Origin of the sequence: Demequina aurantiaca (assembly GCF_050598105.1) — a bacterium.
Lineage (GTDB): Bacteria > Actinomycetota > Actinomycetes > Actinomycetales > Demequinaceae > Demequina > Demequina aurantiaca_A.
Genome location: NZ_CP192436.1, coordinates 924,533 through 939,487, shown reverse-complemented (window position 1 = coordinate 939,487; position 14,955 = coordinate 924,533). Strand labels below are relative to the sequence as shown.

Annotated in this window: 10 protein-coding genes; all 10 read right to left on the bottom strand. The window is 64.9% G+C overall.

What is annotated here, in order from left to right:
* Window positions 1-30 precede the first annotated feature (30 nt).
* Window positions 31-6,003, bottom strand: a complete 5,973-nt coding sequence (locus ACQU6B_RS04180; protein ID WP_430868790.1) for a ThuA domain-containing protein — start codon at window positions 6,001-6,003, stop codon at window positions 31-33.
* A gap of 468 nt (window positions 6,004-6,471) precedes the next feature.
* Window positions 6,472-7,089 carry a response regulator gene (locus ACQU6B_RS04175; RefSeq protein WP_430868789.1) on the bottom strand — a complete coding sequence of 206 codons (618 nt, stop codon included), beginning with the start codon at window positions 7,087-7,089 and terminating at the stop codon, window positions 6,472-6,474.
* 9 nt (window positions 7,090-7,098) lie between these two features.
* Window positions 7,099-8,055: a bifunctional DNA-formamidopyrimidine glycosylase/DNA-(apurinic or apyrimidinic site) lyase gene (mutM, locus tag ACQU6B_RS04170; RefSeq protein ID WP_430868788.1), complete on the bottom strand. Its 957-nt coding sequence runs from the start codon at window positions 8,053-8,055 to the stop codon at window positions 7,099-7,101.
* 15 nt (window positions 8,056-8,070) lie between these two features.
* Window positions 8,071-8,832 carry a ribonuclease III gene (gene rnc / locus ACQU6B_RS04165; protein ID WP_430868787.1) on the bottom strand — a complete coding sequence of 254 codons (762 nt, stop codon included), beginning with the start codon at window positions 8,830-8,832 and terminating at the stop codon, window positions 8,071-8,073.
* Between the two features lie 30 nt (window positions 8,833-8,862).
* Window positions 8,863-9,057 (bottom strand): 50S ribosomal protein L32, encoded by a 195-nt coding sequence (rpmF, locus tag ACQU6B_RS04160; protein ID WP_430868786.1) that lies wholly within the window; start codon window positions 9,055-9,057, stop codon window positions 8,863-8,865.
* Window positions 9,058-9,120: 63 nt separating this feature from the next.
* Window positions 9,121-9,615, bottom strand: coding sequence for a YceD family protein (locus tag ACQU6B_RS04155; RefSeq protein WP_430868785.1), 495 nt, complete (start codon window positions 9,613-9,615; stop codon window positions 9,121-9,123).
* A 147-nt stretch (window positions 9,616-9,762) separates the two neighbouring features.
* Entirely contained in the window at window positions 9,763-10,245 is a 483-nt protein-coding gene (gene coaD / locus ACQU6B_RS04150) for a pantetheine-phosphate adenylyltransferase (RefSeq protein ID WP_430868784.1), read from the bottom strand.
* Between the two features lie 21 nt (window positions 10,246-10,266).
* Complete coding sequence (gene rsmD, locus ACQU6B_RS04145; protein ID WP_430868783.1) at window positions 10,267-10,848, bottom strand: 16S rRNA (guanine(966)-N(2))-methyltransferase RsmD; 582 nt, start codon at window positions 10,846-10,848, stop codon at window positions 10,267-10,269.
* A gap of 30 nt (window positions 10,849-10,878) precedes the next feature.
* On the bottom strand, window positions 10,879-13,167 hold the full coding sequence (locus tag ACQU6B_RS04140; protein WP_430868782.1) for an ATP-dependent DNA helicase RecG: 2,289 nt from the start codon (window positions 13,165-13,167) through the stop codon (window positions 10,879-10,881).
* A gap of 33 nt (window positions 13,168-13,200) precedes the next feature.
* The gene (locus tag ACQU6B_RS04135) at window positions 13,201-14,712 is read right to left on the bottom strand and encodes a DAK2 domain-containing protein (RefSeq protein ID WP_430868781.1); all 1,512 of its coding nucleotides are present in this window, start codon (window positions 14,710-14,712) and stop codon (window positions 13,201-13,203) included.
* Window positions 14,713-14,955 lie beyond the last annotated feature (243 nt).

Here is a 14,955-nt window from a genome sequence, read left to right as displayed (position 1 = left end):
TCGAGGCCCCTTGACTGTAGTGCTTATCGACTAGTCAGCTAGTCGGTCGTACCGGTACAAGAACGCAGCCATCGCGTCACGGTTGGTAAGGCTCAAAGGACGGTATTCCTTAGCGCCGCTCACACCCCAACCAGTCGTGATTCGAGTATCAGCCAACCACGTGATCTCCTTGTAGAACTTGGTGCTCGTCGTCATATCGACGAACGGAGACCTCGAGGGGCTGGTGTGAGCAGGCTTACCAGCGAAGCGGTAAAGGAACGCCGCCATTGCGTCTCGCGTGATCGGCTCGTACGGACGGAACGTCTTAGTTCCGTTCTTTTCAAGCCAACCGGTCGAGATGCCTGCCTGTGAAGCCCACACCATCTCCTTGTAGAACTGCGTGCTCGGAGTGATGTCCGCGAAGGGAGACTTCGACGGCAACGTCACCGCAGGTGAACCCGCGTAGCGGTACATGAACGCCACCATCGCGTTGCGGTTCACGTCCGACAGAGGACGGTATTCCTTACCCGCCTCAGTAGCAAAGCCCGTCGAAACGCCCGTGCTTGCCAGCCAGGAGATCTCCTTGAAGAACTTCGTCGAAGCGTTGACGTCAATGAACGTCGTCGGCACCGTCGGAGACACGAAGGTGAATGACTTAGCCGAAGAGGAACCGGCTGCAGTCGTGACCACCACGTTGACCGTGCCGGCCGCGTGGGCCGGAGTCTTCACCGTGATCTTGGTATCGGAAACAACAGCCAAGCTCGTTCCCGAAGCGGTACCGAACTTGACCGAGGTCGCACCGGTGAAGTCAGTGCCCGTCAGGGTCACCGTCGTCCCACCAGCAGTCGTACCCGAGGTCGGAGACAAGGCACTCAGCGCGGGGGCCGAGACCTCTTCCTCAACTTCAGGAACGTCAGTGCTACCAGCAGCGGAGATGTTGCCCGCCGCGTCGGTGGCCCTGAACTCAACCGTCTGAGCATCGTCCGTGAGAACGACGCCCTCGGTGTACTCAGTCCATGCACCAGCGTCAATCCGGTACTCGACCAGATCCACACCACTGCCAGCATCGGTCGCCGTCACCTCAAAGACACGAGGATCAGCTTCCAGGTCAGCAACAGCACCGGTCACTGAAGGCTTGGTGGCGTCAATCTTGAACGACACCTGACCCTCAACCTCGTCCACCTCAGGGCTCGAGGCCTTGAAGTAGATGGTGTGCTCACCGTCGTCGCTCACCACGATGGGCGAGGTGTACTCCGCCCACACGTGCTCACCGTCGAACAGGAACTCACGGTAGACACTGCTCTCGCCACCACCGGTGACATCAATCTCCACCGTGACGTCACCGTTGTACCAACCGTTCGCACCCGAAGCGCTCTCGGGGCTCACCGTCGCGGAGACCTCGAGAGGCTCCACCACGACGTCCTCAATCACCCGGAAGTAATCGAAGTGCGCGGTGTTGACCTGGGATCCCTGTGCGGGGTTGCCCAGGGCGTACAGTCCAACTTCTCCAGCAGCTGCGGCTGCGTTAGTCATTGCCGCAGTGCCTACCTGCGCCCACGTTTCACCGTCGACGCTGTAGTAGCCGGTGAAGTCATCGCCGCTGCGCTCGAGGCGAAGCCACACGATTCCATTGTCAGGCGCAGTGGCGTTGGGCTGCGGCTGTTGCACCGCACCGCCAATTTCGCTGCGCATCTCGATGTTGCGCTTGAGTGCGGTACCCGCATTGTTGGTGGACAGGATGTCCAACTTCAGGTAGTTGTCGTCATCTGCACGGACAATCAGTCCACCCTGCTGGAAACGACGGTCGAGGCTTGAGGCGTCGACCTTGGTCTCGACTACCCACTCGTCACCTTCGACGTCCTGGACGACGAAGTTGGTAACGTCGCCCGCTAGCCCTGCATAGATGTCGAACGGGGTGGTGTCGATCTGTAGTTCACCATCAGCCACTCGGTAGCCGTCGGTGTCCTCGTTGACGACGGTCCAGATGCACTTGTTGAGGGCAGAGCCGTCGAACTCGTCATCCGGGCCACCCACCGCGGATGCGGTGTCGTCAGGAGTGATGTGGAACCAATCGAACTCAGCTTCCACCAGGGTGGCGGGAGCTGCTGAGTTGGCCCAAGCAGCCACGCCGATACGGGGGTTTTCCATCCCAGCAAGCTGCTTGGTCTGCGGCATCATCGTGAAGTCCACGCCGTCAGCGGAGTACCACGCGTTGAGGTCGGTGCCATCGCTGGTGTAGCGGACGTAGTACGTGTCCGGGAACTCCGTTCCGAGGTTCGCGGTGTTGGACGCCGTGACCTCGTTAGCTGATCCATTCTCTTCCCTAACAAACTGGAAGATCCGGTTAGCAGCATTGTTCGTCGAACGTGCCGAAAGCACCATCTTGGCGTAGTTGTCGTCGTCTCCATAGATCACGAGACCCGCCTGCTGGTAACGATCCCGGGCAGGGAACGTCACCTTCGCGGTAGCGGTCCATGCACCGTCAGGAAGATCCTGCAGCACGAGGTTTCCAGCAGTATTCGTGCCCTGATAGAGATCGGTCCGAGCTGCCGGAATGATCAGGTCGCCGTCCTCGATGCGAGCATCTTGGTTGGCGCGAACAATGCCGTCCCAGCGATCAGTGTCGAGCGTATCGCCAAGGAAGTCGTCCGAGCGGCCACTGAAGCACATCTGAGTGCCCGTGTTTCCGTCGACCTGAGTCACGTTGATCGTGACCTCTTCCTCGCCGTAAGCGCCCTCCTCGTCGGTGGCACGCACCTTGAGTAGGTACTGGCCGGGGGTGTCGTAGAGGAACTGCTCGGTGGCATCTCCTGCAACGAATCCTGCACCAGTGCCCTGGTTCCACGTCAGCGTGACGTCGGTACCTTCGGGGTCGGTCGCCGTCGCGGTGGCATCCACCGTCAACGGAGCGTCACCCGTTACTACCGGCACATCAAGATCGATGACCGGCAGCTGATTGGCGTCAACGCCAGTTCCGAGCCACTCGAAGTAGTTGATGTTCACCTCGCCGACAGAGTTGACGAAGTAGAGCGTTCCGGTTTCAGTCGGAAGGTCGGTCAGCTCAGTACCGAAGTCCTGATAGGCCTGCCATCCTCCGGTGTTGGTGTAGTTGAAGGTACCCAGAATGTCACCATCGGGCGCGTTCCAACGCATCGTGATGGTGCCCGGCTTGTTCGGCGACGCTCCACGCATCTCGATACCGGTGATGCCCTTGAAGTTGACGGGCTCGTAAGACCACCAGTCGCCGGCGCCGACGTAGGACAAGTTGAGTCCGCCGCCTTCGTCGCCAGTGGTCTCGGTCCGCACGCCGTCCTTCGCTCCACCAGTCTCGTCGAAGTACTCAGCCTCGAAGTGCTTAGAGTTGAGTACATTCGTCGCGTTGGCAGTGAGGGGCACGCCGGCAGCTCCACCATCGTCGGTGTATGCCACGTCAACAACCCAGAAGATATTGGCCGTGAGACCGTGTCCGCTGTCACGCTGAGTAGCGATGCTGCCCTCGCACCCGGTCATAGTTTGCATTGGGTGCTGGTGAGAGTCATGGCCAAGCGCTGCCCCGACCTCCACGTTGGAGCAGTCAATCGTTCCGCCGTCGGGGTCCTCAACAATCACCTTGTAGGCGACCTCGTCTCCCCAGGAGAAGAATCCACCCTGTTCGGGGAAGACAATGCTCACCGTGGGCAGCTCGTTACCAACCACCAGGTAGACCGTTGCGATGGCGCTCCGGTCATCGGGGTCCGTGACCGTCAACTGCGCGTTGTAATCGCCCACGCCGTTGTAGGTGTGCGTGGGGTTCGGATCGCTGGACGTAGCCGATCCGTCGCCGAAGTCCCACTCATAGCTGAGCGGAAGAGCTGCGGGGTGACGCGTGCCCTCCGAGGAGAAGTTCACCTCGAGTGACGTGTCCGCGGTGTGCGTGACGTCAGCGGATGCGCGAGCAACGGGCGAGGGGTTTCCCTCGACGTAGTCGATGCGGTAGACACCGGAGTTGGCGTTGTTGCCGCCGAAGCCGGAGCCCCAGTCGATCACGTAGAGCGATCCGTCCGGGCCCCACTCAGCGTCCATGACCCGGTTGAAGCCGGACTCATCGCCGATCAGGTCAGGAAGCATCGGAACCATCTTGAGCATTTCGGTTCCTGGCTCCGCGCCTTCGCGGTTCATCTGGATCGAGAATGCCTCGCCGGTGTTCCAATCGCCGAAGAACGCCTTGCCGTCCCAGTACTCCGGGAACTTGGTGTCGACGTCTAGGCCCTCGTCGTACTCGTACACAGGACCGCCCATGGGCGCGCCGGTGTAACCAGAACCGTTGCCCACCTGAGGCCACGGGTTGTCGTTGCGGTTCTTCTCGCCGTAGTACTCGGGGGTGATCACGGGGGGCAGTGTGGTCAAACCCGTGTTGTTCGGGCTGTCGTTGGTGATCGCCGCGGCATTGAACACCGCACCCGACTGACCGTTAGCGAAGTTGTAGTCGTTGTAGCAGGTAATACCCGTGCAGAAGGGCCAGCCGTAGTTGCCAGGCTCCGACACGATATTCCACTCGGTGGTAGCTGCCGGGCCGCGGTTTGCGTTGCGGCTACCGGCGTCGGGACCATAATCTGCCACGAGCACGCTACCGGTGTACGGGTCCAGTCCAATGCGGAACGGGTTACGGAAGCCCATGGCGTAAACCTCGGGCCGCGTCTTGTTAGTCGCGTCAGCTTCCTCATCGAACAGGTTGCCCTCGGGGATCGTGTACGAACCGTCGGTCTGCGGGGTGATTCGGATGATCTTTCCACGCAGGTCATTGGTGTTGCCCGAGGTGCGCTGCGCGTCCCAGGAGGAGCGACCGGCCTGCTCATCGATCGGCGAGTAGCCGTTGGAGGAGAAGGGGTTGGTGTTGTCGCCCGTGGCAAGAATCAGGTTGCCGTCGAGGTCGAACACCATGTCGCCACCCGCGTGGCAGCACTCGTCACGCTGAGTAGTGACCTTGAGGACCGCCACTTCCGACGCCTTGTCGAAGGTCCCGATTGCGGGGTCATACGTGAAGCGCGAGATGCGGTTGTGGGGACCATCCGCCGGAGTGACAGTCTTGGGCGAGTAGTAGATGTACGCCCAGTTATTGGTAGCGAAGCCCGGATCGAGGACCATGCCGATCAGGCCGTCCTCGCCGCTAAGGTTCACCTCAAGAGCAAGAGCATCAGACGTTTGCTGGGTATCAGCATCGATGCGGCGCACCGTGCCCTGGCGCTCAAGGAAGAAGACCGTGCCGTCTTCCGCGATGTTCATCGACATGGGGTTTTTGGTCTCGCCGTCCAGCGTGACGAGCTCGTAGCTCTCGCTCTGGCTGACATTGCAACCGGCCTTCTCCGCGCCGGCTGCGGTACGGATGCCCTGCAACAGGTGTTCGGAGAACTTGGCGTCCGCGAACGACTCGTTGGTGTGTCCGCCTCCGGTGTACCAGGAGCGACCTCCGTCGTAGTTCTGGCACCACGCGATGGGGTGGTCATCCCCCATGGTCCCGCCGTTGTATGAGTCGTCGTCGAGTGACATCAGCACGTGGACGTCGCTGCGCGGGTTGTCGCGGAAGCTGTACCACTCGTCAAAACGCGGCCATACCTCGTCGAGGTGCTCGGTCGACGGGTGCGCGAAGTCCTCCACGATCACGTCAGCGTTCTGCTGCGCAGGGTGGCCCTGGAAGAACGCGCCCACGAGATCGCCGTACCATTCCCAGTCGTACTCGGTGTCGGAAGCCGCGTGAACTCCTGCGTAACCGCCGCCGGCCTGAATGTAGGACTCGAAGGCCGCCTGCTGGTTAGCGTTCAAAACGTCGCCCGTGGTGGAGACCCACACGACGACGTCGTACTGTTCGAGGTTCGCCGCGGTGAACGCCTCGGCGTCCTCGGTGGCGTCGACCTCGAAGCCCTCGTCCACTCCCATCTGCTCGATGGCGGCTACTGCGGTGGGGATGGATCCGTGCCGGTAGCCGGCGGTCTTGGAGAAGACCAATGCCTTGAACTCGGGTTCCACGGGTTCGACAGCGAGGGGCACTACGGCGCCCTCGAGGTTAGAGGCAGGGACTGTGCTCGCCTGCGCTGGTGAAGTGCCTAGAGCCGTAAGCGGGAGCGCAAGCATGGCGCTCAACACCGCGGCTGTGACACGAGGACTTTGACGGCGTACGTAGTTGTACAAGGAAGTGATCCTCTCGGGCCCCGCATCGTTGCGGCGCCTGTTTTGACTGCGTTGGTTACGGCTCGACACATCACTGTGGCAAGTCGTTATCGGTGACCTTACGCACTCGATTTGTTTCGTGACAACACAATTGCCAAATCGTTATAAGTGCCTCGCCGCAACAAATAAACGCCGACAACGATGTCTTGTTTGTTGTCTACAGTCACAACAAATTATGTCCGATATGCGAATATCGCGGTTGCGGCGAGGCGCGCCGGAGCCAAGCCAGAACGGCGTTAAGTACCTGGTAAGAGCCCGCTAGGGCCGGCTATGACGGGCTCGGGCCGGCTAGGCGCGGAACGAACCGGAGCGCTTGGCCGTCGCCCACGCGACCACCTGGGTGCGTCGCTGGAGACCCATTTTTGAGAGCACCGCGGTCACGTGATTCTTTACCGTCTTCTCCGCGATGCCGAGGGCTTCCGCGATCTCGCGGTTGGACAGCCCCTCCCCCACCTGCTCCAAGACGCGGCGCTCCATGGGAGTCAGCGACGCGATCTCGTCGTCCTCGTGGACGGAGATGTGCTGCCCGTGTTCGCGCCCCGATGCCGCGTCTCGGACGGCCTGAAGCATCTGCGCGGAGGTGGCGGTCTTGGCAAGAAAGATGTCAGCGCCTGCGGCCCGCACCGCGGCCTTGGCCCCGTCGTCGTCGTAGCTGGTGAGCACCACGACGTGAGTGTCCGGGAGCGACTCGCGGACGTGGGCGACCACGTCCAGTCCGGTACCGTCCGGCAGGCGCAGATCGGACATGATGACCTGTGGGCGGACCGCGTCGGCACGCCTGATGGCCTGTGCGACGGTAGCCGCCTCCGCGACCACTTGGATTCCCTCCGCGCGGTCCAGGATGTCGCAAATGCCGCGGCGTACTACTTCGTGGTCATCGAGGACCATCACAGTGATGTCAGACATGGCTCGATGCTACCGCGCCTGGGTCCGGCGCCATTCTCGCTGGCACCGCGCGCACCAGTGGGTAGACCGCCCGCCGATGGCCGCGCGCCTCAGCGGAGTACCGCAGCGCCGGCATGGCTCGCCCTCGCGCCCGTAGGCCTCGAGTGAACGCGAGAAGTACCCTGACTCACCATTCACGTTCACGTACAGCGCGTCGAAGCTAGTGCCACCCTGCTCCAACGCGCTCGCCATCACACGTTGGGCCGCCTCCAGTAGTTCCAGCGCACGGGGCCTGGTGACCGCGTGGGCGGGGCGCTCCGGGTGCACTCGCGCGGCCCACAGCGCCTCGTCGGCGTAGATGTTGCCGATGCCGCTCACCAGGGTCTGGTCCAGCAGTACCTGTTTGATGCCGCGCGAGCCCCGTCGCCACGAGGCGACAGCCTGCCCCTGGTCCAGGTGCGGGTCCAGCGCGTCGCGGCCTATGTGGGCGACCGACGCTGGCAACACCGACCAACGGGTTCCCGCCCCGGCCGGCTCACCGTCGTCAATCTCCACCATTGCCTCGCAGTGGAGGTACCCGAAAGTGCGCTGGTCGAGGAAATCCGCAGTGTATTGGGCGCCATCGTCCGTCGCGAGCGACAGCCTTGCCCTGCAGTGCGGATGCGGCTCGGGCGCCTCTGCCCACGGCCCCTCGTGGACGCGGAACTGCCCGGACATGCCGAGGTGAATCGACAGCGACTCTCGCGGAGCCTGTGAACTGGGCCGCGCCGCATCGTCCGAGGGAACCAGGGCCATCCACATGTACTTGCCGCGACGGGCTACCTCGTCGATGCGCTGGCCGACAACGCTCGCGCGAAACTCCTCCGGCCCACCGGAAACAAGGCGTACACAGGAATCGCGTCGCACGTCGACGTCGACGATCACCGCGCCCGCTGTGAGGGACTCGAGACCGGCTCTTACCGTCTCGACCTCGGGCAGTTCGGGCATCGTACGGCGGTGAGGCTACTCGGCAGGCGGCGTGACGCCGGGCGCCGCGGCGTCGTGCGACGCATTGTCCATTGCCGGCGCGTCGTCCGCGATCAGGGACGCATAGGCGGCAGCCGCACCGTCCTGCTCGGCGTGCTTCTTCGCTGACCCTTTACCGGTGCCGCGGGCGACGCCGGCGATCAGCACGGTCGCGACAAAATGACGCAGGTGGTCGGGCCCGCTACCTACAACCTCGTAGACGGGGCTGCCGAGAGCGCGCTCTGCGCAGGCCTCCTGCAGGGAGGTCTTCCAGTCGAGTGCCACGCCGGAATTCGCCGCGGCGTCGAGCGTCGGCCCGACCATCCGCAGGATCGCGTCGGTGGCGACCTCTATCCCGTGCGACAGGTAGATGGCGCCGAAGATCGCCTCGAGACCGTCGCAGAGGATCGAGTCCTTGTCTGCACCGCCCGTGGCCCGCTCGCCCTTGCCGAGCAAGATGCACGGACCCAGGCCGACCTCGCGGGCGACCACGGATAGCGCCTTCTGCGACACGCTCGCCGCCCGCATCTTCGCGAGGTCGCCCTCGGGAAGATCGGGGTGGGAGCGGTACAGCTTGTCGGTGACGACTATGCCCAGCACCGAGTCGCCCAGAAACTCCAGGCGCTCGTTGGTGGGCAAGCCGCCCGCCTCGTAAGCAAAGGAACGGTGCGTCAAGGCCAAGACGAGCAAATCGGGGTCTATTGATACACCCAACCGCTTCACCAGCGCGTCAGCCGCGGCCTGCCCTGGGATACTCATCGACTCACCTCGCGCCTCACGGCGCGAACCTTATACTTCGTGCTCGGTGCGCAGCGCCTCGGCGTACTGGCGGCCGTTGTAGGCGCCACACGAGGGGCATGCGACGTGCGTCAGCTTGAGGGCCTTGCACGAGGGGCACGTTGCGGTGTTCGAAGGAGTGGTCTTCCACTGCGAACGGCGCGAACGGGTATTGCTGCGCGACATCTTGCGCTTCGGAACTGCCACGATTTGCTCACTCTCTTTAGGGAAGAATCCCAGTGTTTCGATCAGACCAGTACTGGTAAGACCCTAGTTGTCTTGCAAATTCTGCAGGGCCGACCACCGGGGGTCGATCACCTCGTGCTCATGGCCCGGATCGTCCGCGAGCCGTGCGCCGCATTGGTCGCATAACCCCGGGCAACCAGAAGAGCATAGCGGGGTGTACGGCAAGCTAGTAGCCACCGCGTCCCGCACGACCTCCTCGAGTTCGATGATGTCGCCATCAAACTCGTGGACGTCCTCCGTCTCTCCTTCTTCCGCCTCGCTGTCCGCATCGGGGAACATGAACAATCCCTGGACCGCGGTGTCGACGTCTATCCGCACCGTATCCAAGCATCGTCCGCACTCCCCCACGGCTTGCGCCTTGACGGTTCCGGACACCCAAATGCCGTCGGACATCGACGCGAAACTCAACTCGAGCTCCACGTCAGCGTCCTTCGGCACACCAATCACGTCGGTGCCAAGCACCACGGGGGCCGGGAACTTGAGAGTCTCTGTACGCTGCGCACCTGGCCGCCGCGACATGTCTCGCATGGAGAATGTCAACGGCGAGGTGGCAGGTCGGTGCGAGTGTGACACACACGCCTCCCAATATCCTTAGCCCTCGTGGACCTTGGCCCGCCGCAGTAGGCAGGGCCAGCGCCCTACATTACGCGATGTAGGGGGATTAACTCAACCCCGGCGGCTCAGCGCGTCGGATACCGCGGTGGCGACGCCTCGCGGAACATAAGCGGAGATGTCCCCTCCATGCTTGGCGACGTCCCTCACCAACGAGGACGCCACGTGGCTGAGCGCGCTATCTCCCACGATGAAGATGCTCTCGATGCCCGTCAGCGATCGATTCATGAGCGCCATCGGCAGCTCCGCGTCGTAGTCAGCGCCGCCTCGTAGGCCCTTCACGATTACGTCCGCGCCCTCGCGGTCACAGAAGTCCGCGAGCAAGCCCTCTATGAGCTCGACGCGCACCCCTTCCAGGGGCGCCACGGCGGCGGCCGCGACGTCGACGCGCGCCTGCGCGTCCAAGAGCGGCGACTTCGACGAGTTATGCGCGACGCCCAGGATCACCTCGTCGAACAACTTGCGCGCGCGCACGGCGATGTCGATGTGGCCCACGGTGATGGGGTCGAAGGTGCCAGGAAAGACAGCGATGGTCATGGCTCGACGCTACCCCACGCGCTAGTCTGCGTCGCCGCGGGCCGCGCTCGGCTGGTAGTCGGCGTAATGCAGCACCGTGTCGCCGTACTCCTTGCGCGCGACCGCCACGAGGAAGTCTGGCCAGTTGGGCAGCGGCGCGTGAGCGGACCATTCGACCACCACCACGGCGCCCGATGCGAGGGCGGGCTCGAGGGAGTTCAAGACCTGCGCCAGGTCCCCCGGCGAGATGTCGTACGGCGGGTCAGCGAAGACGAGGTCCACCTTGATGGTCGGCCCGCCTCGGTTCAGGTAGGGCTGCACCCGCTCGCGCACTAGCGTCGCGCGGGGCCCAACCCCGAGGTCACGGATATTGGTCTGGAGCACTCGCGCCGCGGCGCCGTTGGCCTCGACGAAGGTGGCCTCCGCGGCGCCCCGGCTCAGGGCCTCCAGCCCTAGTCCTCCGGAGCCGGCGAACAGGTCGAGGACATGTGCGCCTCTCAAGACGTTCGAGTGGTCGAGGCGGCTAAACACGGCCTCACGCACGCGGTCGGTGGTGGGGCGTGTGCCCTTGGCTGGCACGGCGATGCGGCGGCCGCCCAGGGTGCCAGCGATGATTCGCGTCATGAGGCAAGCCTAGGGGGACTTGAGCCCTGGTCAGGATCTCTCAAGGTAGTCCTCCCGCTCGGGCTCGAGCCACTGCGCGATTGCGCGCGCCAGCGCTGGGCTTTGAACAAACTCCGGATCCGCCGCGACGAGCTCACGGGCGTCAACTCTGGCTTGGTCGATGATCGCCGCGTCGCGCACCACGCGGAGCAGGCGCAGCGAATTACGTCCGCCGGACTGGGCGGCGCCGAGCACGTCCCCCTCGCGGCGCAACTCCAAGTCCTTCTCCGCGAGCTCGAACCCGTCGGTGGTCGCCGCCAGAGCCTCGAGTCGCTCGTGCGCGACAGTCCCAGGCCCCGCGCGCGACACCAGCAGGCACAGCGAGGAGTGCCCCGCCCGTCCCACGCGGCCACGCAGCTGATGCAACTGCGAGATCCCAAAGTTGTCCGCGTCCAGGACCACCATCACGGTCGCCTGAGGCACGTCCACGCCCACCTCAATCACCGTGGTCGACACCAGGACGGGAGTCTCTCCGGACGCGAAGCGGGCCATCGCGGATTCCTTCGCATCCGCAGATAGCCGCCCGTGCATGACGCCGATGCCGATGCCGACTAGCTCCGGGCGGGCGCCGAGCATCGCCGCGGTATCCGTCACCGACGCGAGAGGAGCCTTTTCGGGGCCCGGCTTCACCTGTTTTCCGGGCTGGGCGGAGGCGTCGGAGGCCCTGGAATCGGGCGACTCCCCGGCCGCTGCGTCTGCCAGGACCGAGCCGGCAAGGTCCGAACCGGCGGCCTCGTCGCCATCAATTCGAGCGCACACGACGTAGGCCCGCCTTCCCGCGTCCACCTCCTCGCGAATCCGGCCCCACGCGCGGTTCAGCCACGCGGCGTTGTCTGCGGCGACCACGTGCGTCGCGATCTCCGCGCGCCCCGCAGGCTTCTCAGCGAGCACCGACGTCTCGAGGTCGCCGAAGACGGTCATCGCCACGGTTCGGGGAATGGGGGTGGCGGTCATCACGAGCGTGTGAGGTGGTCGATCGCCGCGCGCGCGCAATTCATCGCGCTGCTCGACGCCAAAGCGGTGCTGCTCGTCGACCACGACGAGCCCCAAGTCAGCGAACTGCACGGTCTCGTTCAGCAGCGCGTGCGTACCCACCACGATTCCTGCCCCGCCGGAGGCCGCCTCGGCGAGCGCCGCGCGCCGCGCCTTCGACCCCTGGGAACCCGTCAGCAGCGTCACCCGGGTCGCGCCCTCGGTGCCCGTGAGCATCCCCGCCTCGGCGAGCGGCCCCATCAGGGCCCGCAGAGTGACCAGGTGTTGCGCGGCGAGCACCTCCGTGGGGGCCAGCAGGGCCGCCTGCCCCCCGGCGTCGACCACCTGCAGCATCGCGCGCAGGGCCACCACGGTCTTGCCCGCGCCAACGTCTCCCTGCAGGAGCCGCATCATCGGGGTGTCGCGCTCGAGGTCAAGCGCGATCTGTTCCCCCACGTCCCTTTGGCCCTGTGTAAGCGGGAAGGGTAGGCGCGCGTCGAATGCGGCCGCCATCGCGTCTGAGCGGCGCGGGCGCGCCACCGACGTGAGCGAGTCGTTCGCGGCCCTCCGGCGCGCGAGGGCAGCCTGCAGGATCAGCGCCTCCTCGTAGACGAAACGGGCGCGCCCGCGCTTGAGTGCTGCCTGATCGTCCGGGATGTGCACGTCGCGCAGGCTCTGAATCAGGGCGGGATGCCCGTGCCGTGCCAGCAGGTGGGCCGGCACTGGGTCGTCGAAGTAGTCGTCCGGCAGCGGGTCCAATACCGTCCTGACCGCGCGGCCGATGCGCCAGGTGGGCACGCTCGCGGCGGCCGGGTAAAACGGGATGGGCCGCGACGCCTCGAGCACCGCCTCGTCCTCGTCTGCGGCGTCAACGCCGACGATCAGGTAGTCCGGGTGAGTCAGCTGGCGTCGGCCTCGGTATTCACCAACGGTGCCGGTGAACAACCCGGTGCGACCGGCCCTCAGCTTGTCCTCGTGCATGCGCAGCACGCCCGCGCGCTTGGCAAAGAAGGTGAGCTGGAGCGTGTGGGTGCCATCCGTGACGATCGCCTCGAGCATCGCTCCCCCGCGCGAGTGCATGGTGCGGATGGTCGCAGACCGGACCTGAGCCATCACGGTGACGTGCTCGCCCACCGCGAGCTGCGAGATGTCAGTCAGCTGGCCGGGATCACCGTAGCGACGCGGGTAGTGCCGGAGGAGGTCCTCTACTGTGACCAGGTCCAGCTTCGCCAGTTGTTTCGCCGTGCGCGCGCCGAGCACCTTCGCGAGCGGTTCTCGCTGACGCGCCGCGGACTCAAAGTCGGTCACCACGCAGCCCTTCCCATTCGAGCGACACCCTCGCTACGAGGGCATATCCTCGACGCCGATCAGCACAGCAGGCTCGAGGTGGCCCCCACGGTAGACGTTGACGTCAGCGAACGGCGCGCTCGCTCGCGCGGAAATCCGCACCGCGTCCGCCACTGAGGGATTCACCCCGTCCGCTAGCACCAGGGTGACGACCTCGGTTGAGCGGCTCAGCAGCAGGTCCACGTCGTGGTCAAGGGCGTCGCCGGAACTCGACCCCACGACCGTGGCGGCCGCCGCCTCCGCCATCTGCTCGGCGAGGTCCTGACCCGGCGTCGCGAGTGCGCTTGCCGCAACTGCAGCCACCACCTGCGCCTCGTGGGCGCAGTCGAGCACGGTGAGTTCGGGCTTACGACGCTTGTCCGCGAGCTCCAACGCCGCTGCGCGCAGCGCCGGGTGTCCCGCGACGACGACGGCGGCGCGGCCGGATGCGTCTTTGACTGCGCGACGCAGCGCGCGGGGCTTGAGCGCTTGCGGATCTGGCACCACCAGCACCACGGCGCCGGCGTCGGCCAGCGGCTCCGCGAGCCCCGGGCATCTCGTCAGCGCCACAATTCCGGTGGAGGCGCGGTCCGCGATGTGGCTGAGCGCGACGTTGCGGACCAGCATCTGCCGTGCCGAGTGGGCCTGGGCCACCTCGACCGCGAGGTGCGGGGTATCCGTGTGGACGTGGGCCTGCCATAGGCCGTGCAAGCCAGTCAGCGCGACGGAATCCCCGATGCGCACGAGATCCTCGCGCAACGAGACACCAGCGTCCTTGTCGTGCGCGACGACAAACATCACTTCGTAGGCTCCGCCGTGCGGACCCACCGAGGACAGCTCATCCTTGCCTACGCGCGAGCGTCCGCTGCCGATCTCCCAGTCAACCTCGTCGAGCGAGCTGAGGGCGTCCGGCCCCGCGATGTTCTCGGCCAGCGCCTCGAGCTGCAGGACCAATCCCGCGGCTCCCGCGTCGACAACGCCTGCCGCTTCGGCACTGGGAAGGTCCTTGTTGGTGCGAGCGAGCGCGGTGCGGGCGGACAACACCGCCGCCACGATCACGGTCGAGCGGTCGGCGGATGGGGAGAGTGTGTCCGAGGCCCCCTTGGCCGCGGCGCGCGCCACGGACAGGATGGTGCCCTCGACGGGGTCGACCACCGCGCCGTAGGCGGCGTCGGACGCAATCTCCAACGCCTCGGCGATGCCGGCGGGTCCCACCTTGTCCAGCCCGCCTCGGTCGTCGATCGAGGTCAGGAACGCGCTGAGGTACTGGCTCACAATCACGCCCGAGTTGCCGCGGGCTCCCATGAGCGCGCCGCGCACGAATGCCGCGACTACCTCGCGGTGAGAGGCGCCCTTGGGCAGCTTGGAGATGGCCCTGTTGCCCTCCTGCAAGGTGAGGTACATGTTGGTGCCGGTGTCGGAGTCCGGCACCGGGAAGACGTTGATCGCGTCGAGCTTGGTGCGCGCGCCCTTGACGGACTTCGCACCCGATTCCAGCCAGCGCCGCAGGTTCGCGGTATCGCTCACGCGTTCGCCCTCCGTCGTGGTTTCGCAGCGCGGATCAGATCCGTCTCCACGCTGCCTCTAGTCCAGAGCAGTGTTTCCCCTGCGCAGCACAATCGTTCCTGCTCAGCCCAGTTTCAACTGCCCAGCTCCATTTGTACTGCACAATGGTGACACGGCACACCCACAAGCCTTGCACTACACACGCCACTTGCAGTTCAAGTTTGGCGTGAAGGGGCTTCGTCGGATACGATTGTGCGGTTGCCC